The sequence below is a fragment of the Noviherbaspirillum album genome, assembly GCF_035916955.1.
Taxonomy (GTDB): domain Bacteria; phylum Pseudomonadota; class Gammaproteobacteria; order Burkholderiales; family Burkholderiaceae_D; genus Noviherbaspirillum; species Noviherbaspirillum album.
Map to the genome: position 1 here is coordinate 125038 of NZ_JAWIIV010000013.1, position 24731 is coordinate 149768.

Here is a 24731-nt window from a genome sequence, read left to right on the forward strand (position 1 = left end):
AAACTTCATAATATTTTATTAAACGCCCAAGGCCTATGATTTCAATGTCGGCATGGTTGCCGGTTCCCCTTCACGATCTAAGGATTTAAAGATGAACATGAAATCAGACGCCTTTTTTACCGCTGGCGACGGCACGCGCATCGCGTATCGAATCGACGACATCGACGGTCCCCGTGATGGTGCCGGCGCCTCGGACAAGCCGGTGCTGGTCTTGTCCAACTCCATCGGAACCAACATGCGCATGTGGGACCTCCAGATTCCGCGGCTATCCGAGCATTTTCGCGTGGTGCGATTCGATACCCGAGGCCATGGCGCATCGGACGTTCCGGCCGGCGCTTACTCGTTGGACCGCCTGGGCAGGGATGTCGTTGAACTGCTGGATGCGCTTGGCATTGAAAAGGCGCACTTCCTCGGCCTATCGCTGGGTGGCTTCACCGGACAATGGCTGGGCATCCATGCACCCGAGAGAGTGGATCGACTCATTCTCAGTAACACTTCTTCCTATCTCGGTCCGGCGGCGCAGTGGGATGAGCGCATCGCCGCCGTCCTACGGGAAAAGGACATGAACGCGACCGCCGCCATGTTTCTCGCCAACTGGTTCCCGGCGCACATGCTGGAGTCGAAAGCGGCGATCGTGGAAGAATTCCGCGCCATGCTGCTGGCGACTAGCCCGCAAGGACTGGCCGGTTCCTATGCCGTGGTGCGCGATGCCGACCTGCGCAGGACCATCGCACTGATCGATCGCCCGACCCTCGTCATCGGAGGCAAGCACGATACCGTGACACGTGCCGACCACAGCGAGGCCATCGCCGCGACGATACCCGGCGCAAGGCTGCTACTGCTCCCTTCTGTACACTTGACCAATATTGAACTTCCTGAAGAATTCATGCATGCGGTCGTCGATTTCCTGAGGGAGGATTGAAGAGCTGCGGCGATGAAGCGGATGTGTTTCCGGCCTTGCCCGGAATTGCGGCGCATTCGCTATGGAAGATGGAAGAAGCGGTATTCAAGTGCCGGCAAACTCTCCATCTTCGAGTGGTACTCTGCCGCCTTGTGCCTGTTTGATTGAGGACGGCCCGCATTCAGGCTACAGCCAGGCCACGGCCGGGTCAGAATCGTACGGCGCCAGCGGCGATGTCGATGCAGGCATCGCGAAAGCAGCGTGCCGCCGGGCCGAGCGCCTCGCCACTGCGATGGCAGAGGTAGGCATGATACGTGGTCCGTCCTTGCGGGCCTAGTGCAGACGCTGGCAGATTCACGAGGGTACCTGCATCGAGATCCGCAGCAACCAGCCATGCTGGCATGCTTCCCCAGCCTACGCCCGCGCGCAGCATGGATAGCTTCATGACCATATCGCTGACACGCCAGGTGCGGTGCGAAAGAACGCCGTAGTACCTTTTGCCGGTAATCTGCGAAGGATCTTCGACAACGACCTGAAGATGCTCATGGAAAGCCTGCTCCCATGCATCCTGGTTATCGTTTGGCAGCCGCGCCAGCGGATGGAAAGGCGCCACCACCGCTTCCGTCGTCACCGGCATCAGATAGCTGCGGGCGATGCGTTCATCCGGCAGATCGAGTGCACTCAATGCCACCGCGCACCTGCCGGACAACAGTGCATCCAGGGTTCCGCCCAGCGAGGTAGCCTCCACCCTGACTTCAACGTTCGGAAAACTTGCATGCATGCGCCTGAGCGCGTCGGCCGCGATGTCCGGCGCGAACAGGGTATCGACCGCCAGCGATAGCTGAAGCTCCACCCCTTCCTGCAGTTCGCGTGCGCGCGCCTTCAGGCCGTCAACCTGTCCGAGTATGAGCTTCACCTCCGCAAGCAGCGACAGACCGGCCGGCGTCAGTGCGGGCCGATAGGCAGACCGGTCGAACAATGCCACGCCCAGCTGCTCCTCCAGCATGCCAACGGCGTAGCTGATTGCCGATTGCACCCGATGCAGTTTCCGCGCGGCGGAACGGAAGCTACCGGTCTCCGCAACCGCCGCGAAGATGCGCATCTGGTCGAGCGTCAGGTTATCCAACATGTTCCATTCCTTAGATCAGGATCTTCAAGATTATCCGATTTTATCGATTGGCGAAAACTGGCAAAGTTAGGCACATGACAGCAATCAACACTTGTAGCGGACATGAACGGGAGGTTAGGTAAATGCGGCCGGAACACATTGGCACTCTGCGCACGGGCGCTTCGCCCCAGCCTTCGGCGGACGCCGACGTTCCAGTCCTGTGGCTCATCGTCGGTGCGGGAATCGTATCGGCCTTCCAGGTCGGGGAGATTTCAATTGCCTTGCCGAGCCTGAGGGATAGCATCGGCATATCCCTCCCGGATGGCGGATGGCTGTTATCCGTCTTCGCCCTGGTCGGCGCCTTGACAGGCATGCCGGTTGGAGTCAGTGTCGACACGGTCGGCGCCCGGCGCATGGCGCTCGCGGGTCTCGCCGTCCAGGGCACTTCCTCGTTGCTGAGTGCGACGGTCGATTCGTTCGCTTGGCTGCTGGCATTGCGCGTGCTGGAAGGGCTGGGATTCATGTCCGTCGTGGTAGCGATGCCTGCGCTCGTCCTCGCGTCTACTCCGGAGCATAAGCGCAAGCGGGCATTCGCCATCCTCGGCACCTACATGCCGCTCGGCGTTGCCATGGCCATGCTGTGCGCTCCACTCATGAAGTTCCTCGGATGGCAGGGGCTGACCCTGCTCAGCGGAACCGGCCTGTTTGCTTATGCCGCCCTGCTCCTGGCGGGCACGCGCCATCTTGCCGTGCCGGCCGCCGCGCAGGCTTCAGGTTTCGCCGCCATGCGCGGAACGGCCATGGCCCGCGCGCCGCAATTGCTGGCCATGCTGTTCGCCGCATTCACCGCAGCCTACTTTTCGGTATTCGGCTTTCTGCCGACTTTGCTCGCAAGTCGCATGTCGCTCGATGGCGCGACGGCAGGCATGACGGCGGCGCTTGTCGTGGCAGTCAATGCCGCCGGCAACCTGGCTTGCGGAGTTCTCCTCTCGAAAGGAATCTCTCACTTGGCCTTGATGCGCTTCAGCTTCATTGGCATGGCCGCATGTACCGCCGCAGCCCTGGCAACGGATGTATCCGGACTGACGGCCTTGGTGTTTTGCGCGCTGCTCTCTTTCATCAGCGGCCCGATACCCGTGATTCTGATGGAGCTGGCACCCCGGTCGGCGTCTTCCGCCGACCAAACCGGCGCCGCGGTGGGACTTGTCATGCAGGGCAATAATATCGGCCTGCTGGTCGGCCCTGCGGCGGCAGGCATGATCGCGAATGCGCATGGCTGGCAATGGGTATCCGCGTGGGTCGCCTGCCTGGTGCTCTGCGCTCTCGGCCTGATTGCATGGCTCGGCCGGATGCGGTCTTTCTCCTGATCAGGGAAAGCGGACATTCGCCGCGAGAAAATCGAGAAATACCCGTACACGGCTCGGCAGATTGCCTCCATGACCGATGTACACCGCATGAACCTCCTCGGCGTCTCCGGGGTTGTAGCGTTCCAGCACCGGGACCAGACGCCCGGCTGCGATGTCGTCCTTGACCTGGAATTTCGCGAGCCGCACCAGGCCCAGACCGCCGACGGCCAGCCGGCGCAGCGCCTGGCCGTCGCTCACCCTTGCGTTTCCGTTCGGCATGAAGGAAACCGGGCCGCTCTTGTCCTGCAAGGGCCAGCCCGGACTGGCCCTTGAATAGTTGAATCCGAGGCGGTTGTGCGTTTCGAGATCTGCGGGCTTGCGCGGCATTCCCTGCCGCGCCAAATAGGACGGCGCTCCGACAATCATCATGCGGGTCTCTCCCAGTTTGCGTGCCACCAAGCGTGAGTCCTTCAGCGGCCCCGCGCGAACGGCGACTTCGGTGCGCTCGCCCAGGAGATCGATCACTTGGTCCTGCAGCACCAAATCCAGCGTCACCTGCGGATAATGCAGCAAAAATTGAGGCACGAGCGGCAGCAGGAAATGCTCACCGAAAGGCACATTGGCATTGACGCGGATGCGCCCTTTCGGCTCGGCGCTGGTCGAAACGCATCTCTCCGCATCTTCAAGCTGAGCCAGCACTTGCAAGCTGCGCTCGTAAAACAGCGTGCCTTCCGGCGTGAGCTGAAGCGCGCGCGTGGAGCGGTTAAGAAGCCTCGTGCCCAGACGCGACTCGAGGCGCGCAATCAGCTTGCTGACCGCCGACGGCGTCATCTGGTAATCGAGGCCAACGGCGGTGAAGCTGCCCAGTTCTACGGCGCGCACAAAGATTTCCATCTCTCCGGAACGATTCACATCGAGTCTTGCCATGATGAATTCAACTCACAAATGTTTTTCTGGATATAGTCTATTTCAACAATCAAATTTCGATCAAGATGCCATGCTTTTCGTTCATGGAGAATCGAAATGCCAGTCGCATTGTTTGCGCTCACCGCCGGCGCGTTCGGAATCGGGGTAACCGAATTCGTCATCATGGGCTTGCTGCTCGAGGTGAGTCATGACCTGGGCGTCACCGTGCCCGCCGCCGGGCTTCTCATTTCGGGATACGCGCTCGGCGTCGTGCTGGGAGGGCCGCTGCTCACGCTGGCCACGCGCCGCTGGTCGAGAAAGACGGTGCTGATGAGCCTGATGGCGATTTTCACGATCGGCAATGCCGCCTGCGCAATGGCCGATACCTATGCCATGCTGATGGCGGCACGCATACTGACCGCACTTGCCCATGGCACGTTTTTCGGCGTCGGGTCGGTGGTTGCCACCACGCTCGTCCCGCCGGAACGGAAGGCATCGGCGATTGCCGTCATGTTCACCGGCCTCACCGTCGCCAACATCCTTGGCGTACCGGCGGGAACCTGGCTCGGGCAGGCGTACGGCTGGCGCTCCAGCTTCTGGGCTGTCACGATAGTGGGCCTGATTGCGCTGGCGGTCCTTGCCATGTTCGTATCACGCGATGCGGCGGTACGAACCGACAACAGCGTTCTCGACGAACTGCGGGTGCTGCGCCGCCGGCCGGTGCTGCTGGGGCTGCTGACCACGGTCCTTGGTTTTGCGGGCGTATTTACCGTCTTCACCTACATCGCCCCGATCCTGACTCGCATTACCGGGTTTTCCGACACTGCGGTATCGCCGATCCTCCTGGTGTTCGGCGTCGGGCTCATCATCGGCAACCTGGTGGGCGGCAAGCTCGCCGACCGCAGGCTGGTGCCGACCGTCATCGGAAGTCTCGTGACATTGGCCATCGTGCTGTTGGCGATGACATGGGCGCTGCCGCACAAGACCTGGATGGTCGGATTTATCGCATTGCTTGGCGCTGCGGCATTCGCCACGGTCCCGCCGCTGCAGATGTGGGTGCTACAGAAAGTGGACGGCGCCGGCGAGAGCCTTGCATCGAGCTTCAATATCGCGGCGTTCAATCTCGGCAACGCGCTGGGCGCATGGCTGGGGGGCATCGTCGTCGATCACGGGCCGGGGCTGGAAGCCGTTCCGTGGGCTGCGGCGATCCTGCCCGGTATTGCCGTGCTGATTGCCACGGCAAGCATCAGGGCGGAGCGTTCCAATGCCCATACCCAAGCCGCCATTGAGGCGCAAAGGCAGCCTTCCAAGGCATCCATGACTGCGTGATGACCCGCTACTTCGGACCGCTCCGGTTGTTATGGTTGCGCCGGTTGTTTCGCTGGTCTTCAATGGTCCGCGGCAGACAGTCGGCGCAGTCGCGGATGATTGGAGAGCCGCGCGTACAGGAACTCGTTCATGGCCTTGAAACGGGCGGTCGAACGCAGGTCGGGATGCATGAGTATCCAGACGTCGGTATCGAGCGCGCCTATGGCCGGAACGACGCGCTCGAGCGTCCCGTGGGATTCGGCCAGCACGTCCAGCAGCAGGCCGAGCCCGGCGCCATGCACTACCGCCTGGGTCATGCCGGCGAGGCTGTTGACGCGATAGACCACCCTGTCGGCAGGCACATGCTGCTCCATCCATTGCGCCTGGCCGAGGTGCGCCAGGCTGTCGTCGAATCCTACCCACGCATGTTCGGCAAGGCGATCGGTTCGCGGGGCATGGCGCAAATAATCCGCCGAACCGTAGACCGATGAGGCGAGCCGGCCGGCACGCCGGCCCACCAGATGCTGCGGCGGCTGATTGCTCGGACGCACCGCGATATCCGCCTCACGCTTGCTGAGGCTGGAAAACGCGTTATTGATGCATACCTGCAGTTCGATCCCGGGATGCAGATGACCGAACTCGACGAACAGGGGTGTGAGCAGTCCAAAGGCAAGCGTATCCGTCGTTGTGATCCGGATGATTCCCGAAAGCTCGGTATCCCGCCCTGCGACATGGCGCTGCGCCGATTCGATCTGTTCATCGACATTGCCCAGGCGCGTGCGCAACTCCTCGCCGGCCGCCGTCATGAAGTAACCCGAGGGCGTGCGTTCAAACAGGCGCACTCCCAATTGCTGCTCCAGGCTGCCAAGCCGCCTCAGCACCGTCGAATGATTGACCCCTAACCTGCGCGCGGCACCGGACAGGGAGCCTGTCCGCCCCACCGCCAGAAAATATCGAAGGTCATCCCAGTCGCGGTCCTGCATCTTTGCACAGGCAATATGCCTTTTTCAGGAATTGTTATGCGATGCAGTATAGCCCAAAGTGTTTTCCGACGAGACGACTAGTTTCCTAGTTTCCAAGGAGTTCACGTGCAAACATTGTTCATACTTTCTTCACTCATCGGCGGCACGGTGCTGGCGTTCCAGGCGGGCGCCAACGCGCAGTTATCGAAGGCCATGGGCAATCCCTACTCGGCAACGGCGGTCCAGCTCGCAGTCGGCGCCGGGCTGCTGCTGGCGGCTACAGTCCTGACCGACTCCTTGAGCGCACTCGGCAGGTTGTCCGGCGCGCCGTGGTGGCATGCCATTGGCGGTCTCGCCAGCGCGCTGTATGTGTTGTCCACGATCGTGCTGTTTCCGCGCATCGGCGCCATTGTTACGGTCGGTTTGCTGATTGCTGGGCAGATGTTGATGTCATTGATTCTTGACGGCTTCGGCTGGCTCGGCGTTCCGCGCCAGGAACCGGACATCGGCACCTTGCTGGGCACAGTGTCGGTGCTTGCCGGCGTCGCGGCCATCATGGCGGGACAATCGGGCAAGGATGCTGCACAAGGCCTGTCTGGCAAACCCGGACTCGCCGCTTTCGCCCTGCTCTCCGGCGCATTGCTGCCGGTACAGGGCGCCATCAATGCCTTGCTACGGGCTGACTTGCAGGCATCGTTTGCCGTCGGCTTCGTCAGCTTCGCCGTCGCCACGATGGCCATGGCGGCCGTGCTGACCTTGCGCCTGATCTTGTCCGCCGCATCGGCGCCCGTATCGGCTTCGAATGCAGGCGGATTCAGGAGCCTGCCATGGTGGGGATGGCTGGGCGGAGTTGCCGGCAGCGTCTACGTTACTGTCGTGTTTACCTCCATTCCCGCAATCGGCGCTTCCGCCGTCATCGCGCTCACCGTCGCCGGCCAGCAGGCCGCGTCGATTGTCGTCGACCGTTTCGGCCTGCTGCGATTTCCCAAACGGGAGATCAGCCGCATCCGGCTCGCAGGCGTGGCTGCGCTGCTGGCGGGCGTGGCATTGATCAAGCTTTTCTAAATGAAATCCACCATGGCACCGCTACAGCGCCATACCTACTCCACGCCGAACGGCCAATCGAACATCGCTTCCAATCTTTCGGAATGGATGCATGCCGGGCGGACGTCAGCCAATGCAGTTGCAAACGCCTATCTCGACGGCGCCGCGGGCCGCTTTTCCAGGGCGGACAGGATCCGGTAAGCTGCCTTGATCCTGGCCGCGTTCGGATAATTCCGGTTGGCCAGCATGACAATGCCGATGCTCTTGCCCGGCACGAAGGCGACATAGACGCCGAAGCCGTTGGTCGAACCGGTCTTGTTGATCAGCACATTGCCTTGCGGCGCGACGGAAGGATCGAGCGCGGTCACAGGGTTTGCCTTCAGCACCACGTCTGCGGAACTGTTCTCGATCAGCGCATCAAGGGAGCCCGGATAGGAATACCGCTCCCAGCCCAGGCCCTGCGTCAGGCTTCCCATTCTGAAGTAACCGGCGTGGGTCGCCGAGATTGCCTGCTGCATCTCTTTCTCGAAGCGCGAAGGATTCATGTTGGCTTCGACGAAGCGGATCAAGTCGGCGGAAGTCGATTTGACGCCATACGCTTCGGCATCGAGCGGCCCCGGACTGACCCTGACCGGCGTATCGTCCCTGGCATAACCCCAGGCATAGTGTTCCATTTTCCGCTCCGGAACCCGGATATGACTGTCGCGCAGCCCAAGCTTGGGAAACAGCATGGTTTCGAGGAGCTCGGCATACGGCTTTCCCATGCTGCGCGCCGCCAGAAAACCAAACAAGGCTATGCTTGGATTGGAATAAAGACGGTGTGTACCGGGCCCATACGCCGGTTTCCAGTTTTTATAATAGGCCTCGATGTCTTCCTGGCTGCCGACGGCATCCGGAAACTGCAACGGCAGTCCGCCCGCAGTATAGGTCCCCAATTCTAGAAGGCTGATCTTTTCGACAGCGCTGCCGCGGAGTACTGGCCAGTATTTGGCAGCGGGATCGTTCAATGACAGCGTACCGAGCGCCTGCCCGTAAGCCGCAAGCGTTGCCGTGAAGGTCTTGCTGACCGAACCGATTTCGAACAGCGTATCCTGAGACACTTGCTGCCCGCTCTGGCGGGATGCGACACCGTAGTTGTAGAAATACCTGTGTCCGTTGACGGTCACGGCAACCGACATGCCCGGAATCCGGTGCTCCTGGAGAACCGGTTTGATTGCGGCGTCAACCGTCGCTTGCAAGCTGTCTTCAATGGTTTCGGGGCTGGCGGCATGAACCGCCGTGCATAGGCCTGCCAATGACAGCATGGCGCTTCCGAGTGTTGCGAAAATTTTTTGATACATAGGCATTTGAATTACTTTTTCCTCTAGCAAATGAGCCGGCTGCACGAGGTAGGTGTATCGGAGCGGGCCGCATCGAAGTCTATCGCGTCTGATACAAGCAGGCCCGTGGCGATATGTGGGCAGCTTGTGCCTGCCGGCATGCCTTGCCCGATTAACAATATCGAAGGCAAAGCGAGCAGGTATCGTAGGAGAAGCGGAGTCTGCGGGCAACGGCTGGAGCCTTAACCCCGGCAACCGCCGTAACCGCTGTAACACAACTGAACGGGCAAGCCGCAAACACGGCACAATAGAGCGCCCTGGTGCCTACGCCATCACGCAGTTCAATGATCACGACCATTAAAATCGAGTTGACCGCGCCGCAGGCGGTCAACGGCCAGCGGGCCGCCTACCAGTCTCTGTGGCTGCTGGTACGGCTCTACCATGCGGCACGTTTCGAAGCTGCCACCGATGCGATCCGGCTGTCCGAACTGCGCCAGCAGTTCACTGATGCGCGCAGCTTGCGGATGTTCATCAGCCGCGCATTTCGCGACTTTTCGCGCTGGGGAATCCAGGCGGGCTGGGGAGAAGACATGGACAGTGATCCGCGCTTTTTGAACCCGGACCGCCGCAGCCAGGGGCCGTTCTGGTTGTCACCCGGGGAAGCGGACAAGATCGTCTGCATGGTGAACGGGGCGGCGGCAACGCGCACCGATCTGTTGCGCTTCCTGAACATAAAGGTCAAGCCGTTGCCGACAGAAAGTTCCACGATGCCGATGCCAGCCGATTTCTGGATGCGCTACGCCCTCGCGCAGCAAAACCTTAGACAAGGCCAACTGCTCGCGACGATGGCGGAGCAAGGCGGAGCGGAGCGTCATCCGGGCGCATTGGCCGGCTTCAAGGATGCCGCGAAAATGGCGAGCAGCCGCTCCCAGCACGCGTTGGCGGCATTGGGCGAAGCGCAGGTCTGGCGGCGGCTGGACGATCTGGAGGCGGCCCGCAAGACCTTGTCCCAATTGCGACGCCTGCTCAAGGAAGCGCGGCCCGATGAGGGAGGCTATCTGGACGCCATGGAGCAAATCCTTACTGCATGGTGCGCATACAGCCAACGCGATGTTTCCCTGACCGAAGCGTTGCTGGCCGCAATGCGCGACATCGAACCCCGCGCCAGCGTGGTTCGCTACCATCCGCGCATCCGTTTCGAATGGCACAACCTGATGGCGCTGGTGCGTCGCGCCCATGCGCTCAAGGACGAGGACTCTCCGGTTCGCCAGCGCGCGGCCGCCGAGTCGATGGCGCATTTCGCTTCGGCGCTTGACGCCGCGTTCGAGATCGGCTCCTTCGACGCGGCGCAGCAAGTAGCCGCCAACGTCGGCATGGCGACCTGGCTCTTCGCCAGCGAAGGCCTGGTACCGGGCACCGATGCCATGGGCGCGCGGCCCGAGGCGCTGCGCTGGCTGCTGCTCAGCGAATGGCTGTCACAGCGGTCCGGCACGTCGGGACAGTCGGCATGGAATGCCATCTACCTGATGCGCATCGCGCGGGGTCATTGCGATACCGGCGAGCGCCCTTCGCTTGCGGCGTTCCGCGCGCAGCAGCCATTGCAGCCGGCGGACTTGCATGATTTTCTCGGCGCGGGCGCCGAGTTCAATATCGGCATGCTGCCGGTCTCCGACTGGCGTGCGCTTGCCACCCGTCTCCTGGCCGCGCAGCAGCATGGCGACAGCCGTTACAGCCTTCTGCAGCGATGCGGTTGCCGGCTCGAACATGCCTGGTATGCGACCCATGCCGGCGAACTCGCCGCGGCATCCCGCTCGCTTGCAACGCTCGCGGCGGAAATCGCCGGTTTGCCGGCAAGCGACAAGGCCTTTTTCCAGGCGATGCTGCGCCGCTTTCCGGTCGAGGTCCTGGAGCTGGAGCGCGCGCCTTAGCGGCTCTCGATCAGCCGCCATGCCGGTGATCCCGGTCGTGCCCGCGCGGTTGTGCAAGCTCGCCCATGATCCATTCCTTGAGGACGGTCACGGCCGGCTGATCGCTCCTGCGCGCGCTGTACACGAGGTCGTAACGGAAGCTTTCGAGCGACATGGCGAACGGTTGCACCAGCACTCCCGAGGCAAGCTCTTCCGCCACGAGAGTCAGGCTCAACAGGCCCACGCCCTGCCCAGCGAGCGTGGCCTGGACCGCATGGATTTCATCGGTGAACGACAGGCCCGCGTCGGCGTCGATGCCGGTCATGCCTGCCTTCTCCAGCCAGTGACGCCATACCGATGCGCGGGCGTCGTTGCGCATCGCCGCGCCCCATTCGAAATGAATGAGCGTCGCCTTGCGCAAATCTTCCAGCGTCGATATTCCCAGGCGGGGACTGCAGACGGGACCGAAGGAATCCTGGAACAGGGGAATGACCGTCATCCCCGGATGGTTGCCGCTGCCATAGCGGATCGCAAGGTCGGCCTCCGAGTCGAGATCCACGGTCTTGTTGGACGCATCCAGGCGCAAGGTCCAGTCGGGATGCGCCTCGCGAAAGGAGCCGGCAAGCGGCGCCAGCCGTCGCGCCATGAAAGCCACCGTGGAAGACAGGATGGCGGTCTTGCCGACCTGCGTTCGGCGTACGGCGTCCACCGCACGCTCGAAGGAATCGAGTCCATCGCGCAACGGCGGAAACAGCTGGTGGCCTGACGAGGTCAGCCTGACGCTACGGGTTCCGCGTTCGAACAGCTTTGTACCCAATGTCTCTTCGAGATATCGGATCTGGTGACTGATAGCCGTCGGCGTCACGTTCAGTTCATCAGCCGCCGCCTTGAAACTCAAACGGCGCGCCGCGGCTTCAAATGCCCTCAGGGCGCTCAGTTGAGGCAGCTTTCTCATGTTCCGATATGCATGAATTCATCTCATTCATAAGCTGAAAAATGGCCATTTGTCGGCCAATTCAAGTTCTTCGATACTGCATACAGGCGGAACTCAAACGAGCACGCCATCTTTTATAAATGATTTTAACTTATCCGTTGAAATGATTTTTCCATGACATTCGAACAGGTACGCACCGAGCCGGATCCCTATGCGCCCTATCTTCTGTCCCAGGCCATCCGCCTGGAAAACCTGCTGTTCGTCTCCGGCCAGGCGGGTTACGGCGATGACGGCGCCATCGTCGGCCGCGAGGATTTCGATCGCCAGGCTGACCAGGCCTTCCGCAATCTGCAGCGGGCGCTCATTGCAGGCGGCTCCAGTCTCGACAAGGTCGTGAAGGTAACGATTTTCCTGACCTCGATGAAGCACTTCGGCAAGATCGTCGAATTGCGGCGCAAATGGTTCAGCGCGCCCTATCCGGCCGACACCATCGTGGAAGTGTCGGCCTTGTACACGCCGGACGCAATGATCGAAATCGAGGCAATTGCGATTGCAACTACCAATTCGCAAGGAGAAAAATCATGACGGCGAGCGACGACCGTTACGCATCATTGCTTGCACCGTGGGAAAGAAATCGGATTGCGGTCGGCAACCGGCTGGCCGTGGCGCCCATGACGCGCATCAGCGCAACGGCGGACGGCACGCCGACCGAAACGATGCGGCGCTACTACGAGCGTTTCGCGCATGGCGGTTTCGGGCTCGTCATTACCGAGGGCATTTATACCGACCAGGCCTACTCGCAGGGTTACCTGTTCCAGCCCGGGCTGAGCGACCGCCAGCAGGCCCAGGCCTGGCGGGGTGTCACGGATGCGGTCCATGCGGGCGGCGGGAAGATCTTTGCGCAACTGATGCATGCAGGCGCGCTGGCGCAGGGAAACCGCTTTCGGACGGAATCGCTGGCGCCGTCGGCTATCCAGCCCAAGGGCATCCAGATGCGCGTCTATCGCGGCGAAGGAGCATATTGCATGCCGCGCTCCATGTCGGATGCCGATATCGCAGATGCCATCGACGGTTTCGCCCGGGCCGCTTCGCTTGCGATGGATATCGCGCGGTTCGATGGAATCGAAATCCACGGTGCCAACGGCTACCTGCTTGATCAGTTCCTGACCGACTACTCGAACCACAGGAAAGATGCGTGGGGAGGCGCAATCGACCGCCGCATCCGCTTCAGCGTGGAAGTGGCGCGGGCGGTTCGCCGGGCGGTGGGCGCGGACAAGCCGGTCGGCATCCGCATTTCCCAGGCCAAGGTGAACGACTACGATCACAAATGGCAGGAAGCGGAAGCCGGCGCCGCTGCAGTTTTCGGCGCGCTGGCAGACGCCGGGCTCGACTATATCCATGTGACCGAATTCGAGGCATGGCGGCCCGCTTTTGGCGACCATGGCCCGAGTCTCGCCGGCCTCGCCCGCCGATATGCGCCGGGGCTCACCATCATTGCGAACGGCAGTCTTGAAGATCCCGTGCGCGCCGTCGAACTGCTGCGGCATGACGCCGACCTGATCGCGCTCGGCCGCAGTGCCTTGGCCAACCCGGACTGGCCGCGGCTGGTGGCTGCCGGGCGGACCCCGAGGGCGTTCGACCAGGGGCTGCTATCCCCGCTCGGCGATATCAAGCCTTTCGAGATAGAGGCTTGACCGGAGCAGCTTCCGCGCCGGCGCCGACATACGCTTCCGGCATCAGCCAGCGGAATACCAGGACGGCGGCGACCGCCCCCGATACCTCGGCAGCGATGAAGCCCGGCACATCTGCGAGACGGATTCCGGAAAAGGTATCGGTAAAGGCGCGAGCGAAGCTCACCGCCGGATTGGCGAAGCCCGTCGGCGTAAACCAGAAGCTCCCGCCGATATAGGCTGCGACAACCGCGGCTGCGGATGACGGGCGCATTTGGCCGCAGACCCATACCACTCCCACCAGGCCAAAGGTTGAGATGAACTCGCTGAACAGTAGTGAGGGAGTATCCCTGGCTTGCGTGGACAGTGCGAATACCGGGCTGCCGAACATCGCCGCCGCCACCCCCACGCCGATAAGCGCTCCGACGAATTGGACCAGCGCATAGGCCATGGCGACGCGCGGCTCGATGTCGCCTCGTACAGTGGTGGCGGCTGTGACCAGCGGATTGAAGTGCGCGCCCGACAACGGCGCGAACCACTCGATCAGCGCATACAAGGTGGCCGCAGTAGCCAGGGAATTCGCCAGCAGCGCGATGGCCGTATTGCCGCCGGAAAGCCTGTCGCCGAGGATGCCCGAACCGACGATGGCGATCAGCAGGAATGCGGTTCCCAGCGCTTCGGCCGCAAGCCGGCGATGCAGCGGAAAAACAGAAACGGAAGATACAGGCAAAACCGCAATCATCGGACATTCCGGCGCTCCTGTCTCGTCCCGCACCGTCGCCGATGCGCCGGCGTCAGCATCGACATCGACATCGAACTTCGTCCGAGTGGAAGCCGGTAAGCCGGTCTTGCAGCGAACATTGTCCATGGGGTCCATTCAAAGTACTTCGCACACTTTGTAGGCGATTCCGCCGTCGACGAGGTAACCGGCGCCGACGCAGACGATGTCGTTCACCCACGCATATTCCTTCGAGCCGGTTTCAAGGAGTGGATTGGTCCGGAAGTAATAACGGGAGGGGTCGACCCGCGAACGTCCGGCGGGATCCGCCATTTCCACCTTGAGTTCCGGCGGGGTCACCCAGCGACCGCCGTAGGTCATGTGAATCAGGGCGCCGTCATGGGTTTTCAAACTCAGTCTCACATCGAGCGTCATCGTGCCATCGGGACGAAACAGCGCCCAGTCGCCGCCTCCGGCAAGGACTTCGCCACGCAGTTTGGGGCCGTCGAAACTGCCGCCTGCGGAGCCGAACAGGATGCGCTGCCCGAAGGGGCCGCTGCCGAAGTTGAGTCGCGGATTCAGGTCGACGACGATGTCGAAGAGATGTCTAGTTCCGATTTCGCCGATATCTTTTACGCGCGGATCTTTAGCCATGATCTGGTTTCCTTTGCTGTTTTGATTGCTGTTTCGATTACTGTTGCCGCTGGTGTTGCTGCTGTTGTTCAATGCGCGGCGGGAATCAGGACGCCTGCACTTCCAAACAGCTTCTGCCGGACCGAGTCCGTGGATACGCCCGACTGTGCGCAAAGCGTGGAAAGATCGAAGAAGAAACGCTCGCTTGCAATCAGGTCATCCTTGAATGTGAAGTGGATAAACACCGGCATCTCCGTGCGCTTCCCGTTAGGCATGACACCGAAACGGTTTCCAGTCATTGTCATGCGTACCTTGCCCCAGCAGATCAGCGTTTCCGCATTGCTTGCGCTTCCCTGCAGCTCGACCTGGTAGTCGGGGAAGCTCATGAAGAAGCGGTTCAGCGCCTGTTCATTCTCGGCATGTCCCTTCGCCGTGCTGCCGAATGCCGGATTTTCCAGCACCATGTCGGGGTGCAGGAACTGCATTGCCGCAGGCACATTCTGCCGGCTCTTTGCCGACGCTAGTCCCTGTACAAGTTCGAACATCCTTTTACTGTCCATTTGTTCTCCTCCTTTAAGACACGAACGCGCCACGCATTACCACGCAGAACAACTCTTGCGAGTCGATAACACCAACTTATAAACTTCATGTTTTTTACATACCGTATGTATACGTTATGCCTGCAGTATTTTTGTGTCAAGTGGTATATTTAAACCATGGATATGGAAAAATCTGCCCGCAGCCGCCGGGATGAATACACTGAAGCGACTCGCCTGGCCTTGCTGGCTGCAGGCCGCGAAGCTTTCTCACAGGATGGCTATCAAGCCGCGGGCATTGAAGCGATCTCGCGTGCCGCGCGAGTCACGCGGGGTGCCTTCTACCACCACTTTGATGACAAGAAAGCGTTGTTCGATGCGGTGGTCGTCGCCATGCAGAAGGAAGCGGCGGACGCCATCGAGCAGCGGGCGAAGGCCGTCCCAAGCGTCTGGGATCGATTGAGTGCCGGCGTGAACGCCTATCTGGATGCCTGCCTCGATCCTGCTTACAGGCGAATCGTCATCCAGGAAGCGGCTGCGGTATTGGGCAATACCCGATACCGTGAAATCGAGGAGACGTATCCGATGTCCCTGCTGATCGCAACACTTAATGCGCTCAAGCAGCGGGGCGAGCTTGAATTCGATGATATTGACTTGCTGAGCCGCATGGTGGACGCGATGATCTGCAAGCTCGCAATCATGCTGCCGGATGTGCAGGATTCCGGAAAATTGAGGAAGGACGGGCAAAAGATCATTGCCAGCCTGCTGGATGTCTACCGGCGCCCCGCACTCCGACATCCTGAACCTGGTTGAATCTCCTGGCCCGGAAGCGCACCTCCCCAGTGCTATCAGGACGTGGCGGTATTGCGTTTCCGATATGCCGCCACTTTATTCCGGTTGCCGCACAGGGCCATGCTGCACCACCTGCGGCGATGGGCCTTGGTCCGGTCGTAGAACCACATCATGCATTCCTGGTCTTCGCACTGCCGGACCAGCTTGAAGTCGGCCTCCGCCAATAGTCTGGCAACCGCTTCCGCGACCGCGCCAAGCAGTTGAGCCCTGGAGCTGGACGTCGGCTGCCATACTAGACGCACTTCATCGGCATTGCTACAGCTCAGTACCGGGTAGCGCTGGTATTCGCGCAAAAATGCATTCAGCCGTTCCGCACTTCCGCTCCTGCACAAACCGGCTTTACGCTGCTCCACCAACTCGCGCGCAATGGCACGCAATTCCCTGGCTTCTTCAATTAAATCCAGCATGTCATCAGGCAACGTCGGGATTTCTTCAAGAAAGCCGGAGCGCTGCATCCACCTGAGGACGTCGTCATTTGTCCGCCAGAAATCATAGGGGTTGCCGGCGATCTGCGCTTCCGTATTGAGCAGGTCCAGTGCGGGGTGATCCGCCAGCAGGTGGGGCCCCATGGAAATGGAAGCGTCGATGAAAGTCATGACTTTCTCCAAATGGAAATGATGAGAAATGCCGTTCATTGTAACCATTAAAAAACCACTTGAAAAGTTACAGCACGCATGCAAAGATACCTAGCATAACCTCTGAAATGCCATTTTTATGGTTACTCAATAGGTTCAGTGTGGAATTTTTCTAAGGAGCGCGTTATGGGTCACGCAATACCAGCCGTTCTTGCCGCCGGCTTTGCGGCAGTCGTCGGTCTTACGTCTGTCAGGAGCGAAGCGGCCGTACCTGTCCAGCCGGTCCGCCACAATGTCGAAAACATCGACGGAATCCAGGTGTTCTACCGGGAGGCAGGATCCAGGGATGCGCCCGCGGTCCTGCTTCTGCATGGCTATGGCGCCTCGTCGCACATGTTCCGGGACCTGTTGCCCAGGCTGGCAGCCGATTATTACGTGGTTGCGCCCGACCTTCCCGGCTTCGGCTTCACCTCGGTGCCGCAGGAAAAACCGTTTGCCTATACATTCGACAACCTCGCCCGTGTCATTGATGCCTTCACCGAAGCAAAGGGCATGGACAAGTATGCGATGTATGTCTTCGACTACGGGGCACCGGTCGGCTGGCGCCTCGCCGTGAAACACCCGGAAAGAATCACGGCGGTGATCTCGCAGAACGGAAATGCCTATGAGGAGGGGCTGAGCACCGCCTGGAACGATATCCGCGCGGCGTGGAAGGCTCCCGGCACCGAAAGCCGCGACAGCCTGCGCAACATATACACGCCGGAGATGACCAAATGGCAGTACACCGCCGGCGTCAGGGACGAAAGCCTGATTGCTCCCGAGACCTACTTCCTTGCCCAGGCGATGATCGACCGCCATGGCCATGAAGCGCAGCTGGACCTTATTCTCGACTATGCCCGGAACGTCGAGCAATACCCCGAGGTGCACGCCTACTTCCGCCGCCATCGTCCGCCGACGCTGGCGATCTGGGGCAAAAACGATCCATTCTTTCTGCCCGCTGGCGCTTCCGCCTTTCGCCGCGATAACCCGGATGCGGAAATCGAGTTCCTGGACACGGGGCATTTCGCATTGGAAACCCATGGCAATCACATCGCGGGCAAAGTCCATCGCTTCCTCGACCGCCATCTCCGCAAGGAGACAGATACGGTCCGGGAGGCACGATGATCAGTAGCTCCTTTCCCCGCGGATCGGATCCCGTACCGTCGCGCTGATATCGATCGCCATTCCTTGGAGATCGACCACCAATTCAGCCGGTTCAGCCGGCAATTCGGGAAGCGGCTCGGAAACCGCGGTGTTGGCGATTACCGCGGACGCCAGGCCCGCGGTTGAAAAAACAAACGCGCAGGCGATCAGAAGTCTTGATGCATTCATTGTCATCACATTTTCATTAACGATTGAGGAAGTCATGCATGCCTGACGGCACGCAGCTGGGGAATTAAATTAAAGGTACCCGGGACATCGAAAATATAATGCGATACCGCCAATCGTACAAACGATTAAATCTTCGAGGATAGTTAAGAAAAACTTGTCCCGTGCCCCAGCGACACAAGGGCGCAAAACACAAGGGCGCGATTGCATTGAAATTGCAGCGTAGATGGAGGGGCGAGCTAATTTATTTGACGGCAAGGCGCAGCACAAACCTTTTCCAGGCACCGCGCCCGGAAAAGGTAGGCGGTTGTCAGCGGCATTTCTTGCAGTGCAGGCGGTGTTGAATTATGCCGGTTAATCGATCTGCAGGGATTTGGCAAGCCGCCTGTCTTCAATCGTGCGGCGGGCCGAGATGCGCTTGTCCAGCGCATTGCGATAGGCCTTCGGCGTCATGGGCGGCTGTCGCATCACGTCCTTTAAGCTTGCCTGCTGTTCCACCTCAGGATAACTTTTGCGGTTCATGGTTCACCTCTTCGCAACGAAATACATCTCTCATCTTCTCGCAAACATCATGCCAGTCATCCAACTAGATCAAATGCGCGATAAATAAATGTGTGCACGCTCCATTATGGTGATTAACTTCCAAATCGGTGCATGCAAGCGCATGACGCGCTGCGTCATGAATTTTTTGGCAGTGTCCCGGTAGTATTGCCGAATTTGCAGCTCGAATATCCGGCATTGCAAACGACTTTCGGATGGCATGACAAACGACCAGCAAAAAGAATGCGTTGGCCTTGGAGCGGCCTTGCGAATATCAATCAGCATTGGAAAGGCGCGGGCTTCGCTTGGATGCCCTCCCATTTTCCGCGGATTCGCGTACAGCACTGCCACGCGTTCGCAAAGCGCGTTCATTCGAAGCCGCGCTTCTTTTTGCCCCTTGCTGCCGCGCATCCCCTAGGTTAGCCGCCATGACCAGGATCGTGCGCATGGTTTCCTGATCATTCGGATTGACCAGCCCGATGCCCACTCCCAATTCGGCTCCTTCAGCAAGCTTTTTATAAACGACGCCGGCCCGTTTGAGGCTGGCAAATGATCCGGGAAGCAATGCAAGGCCCCGGCCCCTCGCCACATCGGCCAGCAGAACATGGTGGTCATTCGGCTCCCTGAGGGTTGACGGGGCAAAGCCATGTCGAGTGAAGATTTGCTGGCAGTGGTCATAGAAGGCAGGCTGCCGTGCGCGTTCGAACCAGAAGACCGGTTCCGATCCGATGTCGGCCAGACTGATTGTCCTTCGCCGCGCCAGCCGATGGTTGCTGTGCATGGCGACCATCATCGGCACGCGATCGAGATGCAGAACGGTCAACCCGCGCACATCGGTTGGAAGCGCCACGAATGCGGCATCCAGCTTCCCGGAGCGAAGCTGGCGCACCAGCCTTGGCGAGGTGTCATAGAGCACCGATACGGCCATCTCCGGTTGCGTTGCCTGCAGCCGTTCAACCAGACCATCGAACCAGGCTGGTTCCACGGCGTTGGTTAATCCCAGCCGAAAAGCGTTGGGCAATCCAGGCGCGGTCAATTCCGCTTCCGCGTCGCGCAGGAGCCTTGCAACACGTCGTGCATATGGAAGCAACCTGCGCCCGTCCTCAGTGAGGACGACGCCACGTGTATTGCGCACGAAAAGCGGCATTCCCAAGCGTTCTTCGAGTTCGCGAATGGCCCGACTCAACGGCGGCTGCGACATGTGAAGGGTCTCGGCCGCCTGACGGAAGCTAAGCGTGTCCGCCACGGCGAGAAAGAGTGCGAGAGAACGGGAGTCCAGGCGGTTTGACATACCAAAAAGGTATCACCAATTTGGTTATTCCGCCAACCGGGCGGGCACTTTAAATTGACTCATGCCGACATTTTTGGAGAACAAATTGATTCAGCACCTTCGCAATCCTTCATCGCCTGCCCTTAAACCGATCTCTACGAGCTCGCCGTTGGCGATATCAGAGACGGTACGTTCCAGCTGTATCGACACGGAGACATCCCATGAGCAATGAGCGTTATGAGCGCGGTGAGCGCATGTTGTCCGATGTGGACGGTCCGGCCGGTTTGGCGGTGGTCGACTCTCTCTCGAAGTCATTCCCCGACTTCGCCCGTTATCTCGTGGAATTCCCGTTCGGGGATATCTATGCCCGCAAGGCGCTGAGTCTGCGCGAGCGCGAAGTGGCGACGGTGGCGGCGCTGTGCGCGCTCGGTAACGCCCTTCCGCAATTGCGCGTTCATGTGCATGCGGCTCTGCATGTCGGATGCACGCCTGCCGAAGTGATCGAGGTGGTAATGCAAATGGCGGTGTACGCGGGCTTCCCGGCGGCGCTTAATGGCTTGTCCGTCGTTCGCGAGGTCTTTGCCGAGGCCGGGATCGCGTTGCCGCTGCCGAATAATCACGAAGAAATTCGAGAAGGCTCGGCAACCGGTACTTAGCCTGCAAGGCTGTCCATGGCGCCGATACGGGCCGTAGGCTACTCGATCGGCAATGCAAGGCCGACCTTCACACGATCCATCGCAACGAGCGTCTTGAAACGCTTGACATTGTTGTCGCCGAAGAACAGCGTGCGGGTGAGGCTGTTGTACTGCTCCATGTCCTTTACCGCGAGGACGAGGACGAAGTCCCACTCACCTGCGACGTAGTAGCACTGCTGCACTTGCGGACATTTCGCAAAGGTCCGCTTCATTCGATCCAGCAGATCGATCTGCTCGCTCTCGACCTCCACGTTCACGATAATCGACAGTCCATACCCGACTGCGGCAGGGGCGACCACGGCGGTGCATTGCATGATCGCACCAACCTCCGTGAGTCGCCGTATTCGCCGGTTCACCGCCGCGGCCGATAGATTGACGCGGGCACCCAACTCGTTTTGAGACACGGTAGCGTCTTTTTGCAGTTCCGAAAGTATCTTACGATCGTAGGCATCGAGTTCAGCAGTCATGCGTTTCCCATGGAGGCGTCGAATTTGCAAAGAAATTGCATGGAATCGATGAATATTAAGTCAATTCCCTTCCCTGCTTTCACTAAAATTCCTTTCATGCGCCCGGCGACCGTTCCAGGCGAATGTCATGAAAAACCTTTGGGACATATCGATGCTGGTAATGAATGAAACGATCAATCGCACAACCTACCCTGCCGAACTGGCGAAGATCCTGAACATGCAGGCAGCCGAGGAAAGCCGGGCCTGGCTACGGCAATGGGACCAGTTGAGGCAGGATGCAACGCCGCTCTGGAAGCTTCCTGCGGCGGCAAGGAGGCTAGGCGTGGCGGAAATCGCCGTCAAGGATGAATCGACCCGTTCACCGCTGGGCAGTTTCAAGGCGCTTGGCGCACCCATAGCGCTGGCAAGGCTGGTCCGCCGCCTGTGGACGGCCGAGGACCTGAGCGCGGCTGATCTATTCCGGGGAAAGCATCGCCCGCTTCTTGAAGACCTGACCGTGATCAGCGCGACCGATGGAAACCATGGCCGCGCGCTGGCAGCGGCGGCGCGTTCACTCGGCTGCGGCTGCGTCATCGTGCTGCATGCCCATGTCGGCATGGAGCGGGAACAAGCCATTGCGGCCCTTGGCGCTCGCATCATCCGCATTACCGGTAATTATGACGACTCGGTGAATGAGGCCGCACGGCTTGCCGCCGCCAACGGCTGGCATGTCGTCTCGGATACCTCGTATGACGGTTACGAAGATATTCCGCGGGATGTCATGCAAGGATACGCCGCCATCGCCGCCGAGGCGATCGAACAAGCTCGTGGATCACGGACCAGCCCGGCGTTCACGCATGTGTTCCTTCAGGGCGGAGTCGGCGGCATGGCAGCGGGCTTGGCCAGCTATTTCTGGGAGTATTACGGCGAACACCGCCCCGCATTCGTGGTGGTGGAGCCGGAACAGGCGGATTGCCTGCTGCAAAGCGCGATACGGAAAACCGCTTCCAGGGCAACGGGCAGCGTGGATTCCGTCATGGCCGGCCTTGCCTGCGGCGAGGCTTCTCCGCTCGCATGGAAAATTCTTCAACCGTGCATCGACGCATTTCAGACCATCGGGGACTCCAAAGCAGTCGAAGCGATGCGGTTGCTGGCATCGGGAGGCGACGGCGATATTCCGATTGTCGCGGGCGAATCAGGGGCCGCCGGTTTTGCCGGATTGGTCTCGCTCCTCGAAGACGGAAAGCATGCGCGCATACTCGGCCTGGACAGCAATGCACGCGTCCTGCTTGTCAATACCGAAGGAGCGACTGCACCGTCAGTCTATGCCGATCTGGCCGGCGTGCCGGCGCAACAGGTCCTAAGGCACCAGGCTGAACATCTTCTGCGCGAAAGCGCTTAAACTTTAGCCGCGGAGGAACCGCCTGAGCCGTCCAGACCAACTAACCCGGGTAGCAAGCCACATCCATGTTCTCTCACATCTTTGTCGGCGTCAGCGATTTCGAGCGCGCCATCGCATTCTACAATCCGCTCATGGAGGCTTTGGGAATCCGCCCGCGGTTCTGCGACCGGGATCGGCCCTGGGCCGGATGGCAGTCCGAACCCGGTCCTCGCCCGCTGTTCATCATCGGCGCCCCTTTCGACGGGCAAGCGCATGCGCATGGCAATGGGCAAATGACCGCTTTCCTCGCAAGAAACCGGTCCATCGTGGACCTCGCCCACGAAGTGGCTCTGGTCAATGGCGGCCTTTGCGAAGGACCGCCCGGCTTGAGACCGGAATATCACGAGCATTATTACGGAGCCTACTTTCGCGACCCGGACGGCAACAAGCTTTGCGTGGCGTGTCATGCCGCGGTGAATTAGGTTCGTGAATTAGGCTCGTGAATCGCTCCCGGACCGGCGGCTCGCCGGCAAGCGGGACAGCCGGTGGCCGGCTTTATCCGACGACCTTGCCCCGCATGGCCTTGACCTGCCCTCGGACCGCCTTCTTGTCGAGACGCCGCTGCTGCGATCCGCGTGTCGGCTTGGTGGCGCGCCGTGCACGCGGCGGCTCGGAAATACTCGCCACCATCTCCAGCAGCCGTTGCATGGCGTCTTCCTTGTTCTTTTCCTGGCTGCGGTGCGCCTGAGCCTTGATGACGATGACGCCCTCCCGGGTGATCCGCTGGTCGTTCAATTCCAGCAGACGTTCCTTCATCGGTTCCGGCAGCGATGAGGCACGGATATCGAAACGCAAGTGAATCGCGTTCGACACTTTGTTCACATTCTGGCCGCCCGCGCCCTGGGCACGTATCGCGGTGAACTCGACCTCGCTCGCGTCGATTACCGGAATATGGCGGCTCATCTCGAACGCCCGGATAGAGAATCGCCTGCCTTCATCGGTCACGAGTCCCTGCTGGCAAGCCCGCCGGTCTCCCTGCTTTGGGCTTCTTGGGTTTCTTCGGCTTTTTCAGGACATGGCCCTGTCCGTCGGTCAAGGGTACACGGTGGCTGGGTTCGAAACCAGGCACTTCAGTGCGGGGCAGCGTCTTGCGGATCAGGGCTTCGATCGCCGACAGTTGCGTGACTTCATCGGCGCAAACCAGGGAAACCGCTTCCCCCGTCGCGCCGGCACGCCCGGTGCGTCCGGTGCGATGGATGTAATCTTCGGCAACGATCGGCAGGTCGAAATTGACCACGTGCGGGAGCTCGAGAATATCCAGCCCGCGCGCGGCGACGTCGGTTGCCACCAGTATCTGCACCTCGCCCGACTTGAAGCGCTCGAAGGCGCGCAGCCTGGCGGGTTGCGGCTTGTCGCCGTGGATGGCATCGGCATTGCAGCCCTGCGCGAGCAGCGCCTTGACCAGTTCGTCTGCGCCATTGCGCGTCTTGACGAAGACCAGCACCTGCTGCCATCCGTGCTTCTGCCGCAGGTGCAGGAACAACTCGAGCTTGCGCTTCTTGTCCACCGGAACCATCCACTGATGGATACCTGTCGCCATGGTGTTGCGCGGCCCGGTGTCGATGGACAGCGGATCGGTCAGCATCGATGCGGCCAGCAGCCGTATTGCGTCGGAGAACGTTGCCGAGAAAAGCAGGGTCTGGCGGCGCGCGGGCATCAACGCAAGCAATGCGTTGAGTTCACGGGAAAAGCCGAGATCGAGCATCCGGTCCGCCTCGTCCAGCACCAGGGTTTGCAAACCGTTGAATTTCACCGCGTTCTTCTGATGGAGATCGAGTAGTCGGCCAGGCGTGGCCACCAGGATGTCGAGCCCCTTGCGCAACGCCATCATCTGCGGATTGATGCTGACCCCGCCATAGGCGGCCAGGGTGCGCAGCGGCATGTGCTTTCCGTAGGCGGCAAAGCTCTTGTGCACCTGCTCGGCCAGTTCCCGCGTCGGCACCAGCACCACCGACCGGACCATGTTGCCGGCGGGACGGGCGCCTTCCGCCTCCAGGCGCTGCAACAGCGGCAGGGCGAAGCCGGCGGTCTTGCCGGTTCCCGTCTGCGCGGCGGCCATCAGGTCGCGCCCGGCGAGAATTGCGGGAATTGCCTGCGCCTGTACCGGCGTCGGTGTTGTATAGTCGAGCGCATCGAGCGCCTGCAGGAGCGGGGTTATCAATCCCAGGGAAGAAAAGGTAGTCAAGGCGGTAGTCAAGGCTGAGCGGCATGCCAAATGTCAAAACAAGGGTAGAGTGTAGCCAACCACGCGC

At 60.5% G+C, this 24731-nt stretch carries 27 protein-coding genes; 12 read left to right on the forward strand and 15 right to left on the reverse strand.

Annotation, left to right across the window (positions count from 1 at the left end; all coding sequences use genetic code 11):
- The first annotated feature begins 97 nt into the window (after positions 1-97).
- Positions 98-922, forward strand: a complete 825-nt coding sequence (gene pcaD / locus RY831_RS16690; protein WP_326507552.1) for a 3-oxoadipate enol-lactonase — start codon at positions 98-100, stop codon at positions 920-922.
- Positions 923-1109: 187 nt separating this feature from the next.
- On the opposite strand, the gene RY831_RS16695 is transcribed toward pcaD, so the two are convergent.
- Complete coding sequence (locus RY831_RS16695) at positions 1110-2030, reverse strand: LysR family transcriptional regulator (protein ID WP_326507511.1); 921 nt, start codon at positions 2028-2030, stop codon at positions 1110-1112.
- A 122-nt stretch (positions 2031-2152) separates the two neighbouring features.
- Here RY831_RS16695 and RY831_RS16700 point away from each other — a divergent pair, with 122 nt between their 5' ends.
- Positions 2153-3376, forward strand: a complete 1224-nt coding sequence (locus tag RY831_RS16700; RefSeq protein WP_326507512.1) for an MFS transporter — start codon at positions 2153-2155, stop codon at positions 3374-3376.
- Here the strand turns inward: RY831_RS16700 and RY831_RS16705 are convergent, their stop codons facing one another.
- A complete protein-coding gene (locus RY831_RS16705) occupies positions 3377-4282 on the reverse strand; it encodes a LysR family transcriptional regulator (protein ID WP_326507513.1) in 906 nt (301 codons plus the stop codon).
- 96 nt (positions 4283-4378) lie between these two features.
- On the opposite strand from RY831_RS16705, the gene RY831_RS16710 reads away from it, so the two are divergent.
- Entirely contained in the window at positions 4379-5590 is a 1212-nt protein-coding gene (locus RY831_RS16710; protein ID WP_326507514.1) for an MFS transporter, read from the forward strand.
- 59 nt (positions 5591-5649) lie between these two features.
- Here the strand turns inward: RY831_RS16710 and RY831_RS16715 are convergent, their stop codons facing one another.
- Positions 5650-6552, reverse strand: a complete 903-nt coding sequence (locus RY831_RS16715; RefSeq protein WP_326507515.1) for a LysR family transcriptional regulator — start codon at positions 6550-6552, stop codon at positions 5650-5652.
- A 105-nt stretch (positions 6553-6657) separates the two neighbouring features.
- Here RY831_RS16715 and RY831_RS16720 point away from each other — a divergent pair, with 105 nt between their 5' ends.
- Positions 6658-7596, forward strand: a complete 939-nt coding sequence (locus tag RY831_RS16720) for a DMT family transporter (RefSeq protein WP_326507516.1) — start codon at positions 6658-6660, stop codon at positions 7594-7596.
- Between the two features lie 128 nt (positions 7597-7724).
- On the opposite strand, the gene ampC is transcribed toward RY831_RS16720, so the two are convergent.
- Positions 7725-8915 carry a class C beta-lactamase gene (gene ampC, locus RY831_RS16725; protein WP_326507517.1) on the reverse strand — a complete coding sequence of 397 codons (1191 nt, stop codon included), beginning with the start codon at positions 8913-8915 and terminating at the stop codon, positions 7725-7727.
- Between the two features lie 323 nt (positions 8916-9238).
- Between ampC and RY831_RS16730 the strand changes: the two genes are divergently transcribed.
- The gene (locus RY831_RS16730; protein WP_326507518.1) at positions 9239-10822 is read left to right on the forward strand and encodes a hypothetical protein; all 1584 of its coding nucleotides are present in this window, start codon (positions 9239-9241) and stop codon (positions 10820-10822) included.
- A 10-nt stretch (positions 10823-10832) separates the two neighbouring features.
- Here RY831_RS16730 and RY831_RS16735 read toward each other — a convergent pair whose 3' ends face one another.
- Positions 10833-11756: a LysR substrate-binding domain-containing protein gene (locus tag RY831_RS16735; protein WP_326507519.1), complete on the reverse strand. Its 924-nt coding sequence runs from the start codon at positions 11754-11756 to the stop codon at positions 10833-10835.
- A gap of 153 nt (positions 11757-11909) precedes the next feature.
- Between RY831_RS16735 and RY831_RS16740 the strand changes: the two genes are divergently transcribed.
- Positions 11910-12320: a RidA family protein gene (locus RY831_RS16740; protein ID WP_326507520.1), complete on the forward strand. Its 411-nt coding sequence runs from the start codon at positions 11910-11912 to the stop codon at positions 12318-12320.
- Entirely contained in the window at positions 12317-13429 is a 1113-nt protein-coding gene (locus tag RY831_RS16745; protein WP_326507521.1) for an oxidoreductase, read from the forward strand. Before RY831_RS16740 ends, RY831_RS16745 begins: the two co-directional genes overlap by 4 nt.
- Here RY831_RS16745 and RY831_RS16750 read toward each other — a convergent pair.
- The 3 genes from RY831_RS16750 to RY831_RS16760 form a co-directional block, all read right to left on the reverse strand.
- Positions 13404-14273: an aquaporin gene (locus tag RY831_RS16750; RefSeq protein WP_326507522.1), complete on the reverse strand. Its 870-nt coding sequence runs from the start codon at positions 14271-14273 to the stop codon at positions 13404-13406. The genes RY831_RS16745 and RY831_RS16750 overlap by 26 nt on opposite strands.
- A gap of 9 nt (positions 14274-14282) precedes the next feature.
- Positions 14283-14777, reverse strand: coding sequence for a DUF3237 domain-containing protein (locus RY831_RS16755; protein ID WP_326507523.1), 495 nt, complete (start codon positions 14775-14777; stop codon positions 14283-14285).
- A 68-nt stretch (positions 14778-14845) separates the two neighbouring features.
- Entirely contained in the window at positions 14846-15316 is a 471-nt protein-coding gene (locus tag RY831_RS16760; RefSeq protein WP_326507524.1) for an ester cyclase, read from the reverse strand.
- A 162-nt stretch (positions 15317-15478) separates the two neighbouring features.
- On the opposite strand from RY831_RS16760, the gene RY831_RS16765 reads away from it, so the two are divergent.
- Entirely contained in the window at positions 15479-16105 is a 627-nt protein-coding gene (locus tag RY831_RS16765; protein WP_326507525.1) for a TetR/AcrR family transcriptional regulator, read from the forward strand.
- Between the two features lie 35 nt (positions 16106-16140).
- Here the strand turns inward: RY831_RS16765 and RY831_RS16770 are convergent, their stop codons facing one another.
- Positions 16141-16740, reverse strand: coding sequence for a CGNR zinc finger domain-containing protein (locus RY831_RS16770; protein WP_326507526.1), 600 nt, complete (start codon positions 16738-16740; stop codon positions 16141-16143).
- Between the two features lie 165 nt (positions 16741-16905).
- Here RY831_RS16770 and RY831_RS16775 point away from each other — a divergent pair, with 165 nt between their 5' ends.
- Entirely contained in the window at positions 16906-17883 is a 978-nt protein-coding gene (locus RY831_RS16775; RefSeq protein WP_326507527.1) for an alpha/beta fold hydrolase, read from the forward strand.
- Here the strand turns inward: RY831_RS16775 and RY831_RS16780 are convergent, their stop codons facing one another.
- From RY831_RS16780 to RY831_RS16790, 3 genes are all read right to left on the reverse strand, one after another.
- Positions 17884-18090, reverse strand: coding sequence for a hypothetical protein (locus RY831_RS16780; RefSeq protein WP_326507528.1), 207 nt, complete (start codon positions 18088-18090; stop codon positions 17884-17886).
- Positions 18091-18441: 351 nt separating this feature from the next.
- Complete coding sequence (locus tag RY831_RS16785) at positions 18442-18609, reverse strand: hypothetical protein (RefSeq protein ID WP_326507529.1); 168 nt, start codon at positions 18607-18609, stop codon at positions 18442-18444.
- Positions 18610-18901: 292 nt separating this feature from the next.
- A complete protein-coding gene (locus RY831_RS16790) occupies positions 18902-19918 on the reverse strand; it encodes a LysR family transcriptional regulator (protein ID WP_326507530.1) in 1017 nt (338 codons plus the stop codon).
- Between the two features lie 200 nt (positions 19919-20118).
- Here RY831_RS16790 and RY831_RS16795 point away from each other — a divergent pair, with 200 nt between their 5' ends.
- A complete protein-coding gene (locus RY831_RS16795) occupies positions 20119-20553 on the forward strand; it encodes a carboxymuconolactone decarboxylase family protein (RefSeq protein WP_326507531.1) in 435 nt (144 codons plus the stop codon).
- Between the two features lie 38 nt (positions 20554-20591).
- On the opposite strand, the gene RY831_RS16800 is transcribed toward RY831_RS16795, so the two are convergent.
- Positions 20592-21059 carry an Lrp/AsnC family transcriptional regulator gene (locus tag RY831_RS16800; protein WP_326507532.1) on the reverse strand — a complete coding sequence of 156 codons (468 nt, stop codon included), beginning with the start codon at positions 21057-21059 and terminating at the stop codon, positions 20592-20594.
- Positions 21060-21210: 151 nt separating this feature from the next.
- On the opposite strand from RY831_RS16800, the gene RY831_RS16805 reads away from it, so the two are divergent.
- Positions 21211-22440 (forward strand): diaminopropionate ammonia-lyase, encoded by a 1230-nt coding sequence (locus tag RY831_RS16805; protein ID WP_326507553.1) that lies wholly within the window; start codon positions 21211-21213, stop codon positions 22438-22440.
- Positions 22441-22505: 65 nt separating this feature from the next.
- Complete coding sequence (locus tag RY831_RS16810) at positions 22506-22901, forward strand: VOC family protein (RefSeq protein ID WP_326507533.1); 396 nt, start codon at positions 22506-22508, stop codon at positions 22899-22901.
- Between the two features lie 73 nt (positions 22902-22974).
- On the opposite strand, the gene arfB is transcribed toward RY831_RS16810, so the two are convergent.
- Positions 22975-23382 (reverse strand): alternative ribosome rescue aminoacyl-tRNA hydrolase ArfB, encoded by a 408-nt coding sequence (arfB, locus tag RY831_RS16815; RefSeq protein WP_326507534.1) that lies wholly within the window; start codon positions 23380-23382, stop codon positions 22975-22977.
- Between the two features lie 31 nt (positions 23383-23413).
- Positions 23414-24676 carry a DEAD/DEAH box helicase gene (locus RY831_RS16820; RefSeq protein WP_326507535.1) on the reverse strand — a complete coding sequence of 421 codons (1263 nt, stop codon included), beginning with the start codon at positions 24674-24676 and terminating at the stop codon, positions 23414-23416.
- Positions 24677-24731: the final 55 nt, after the last annotated feature.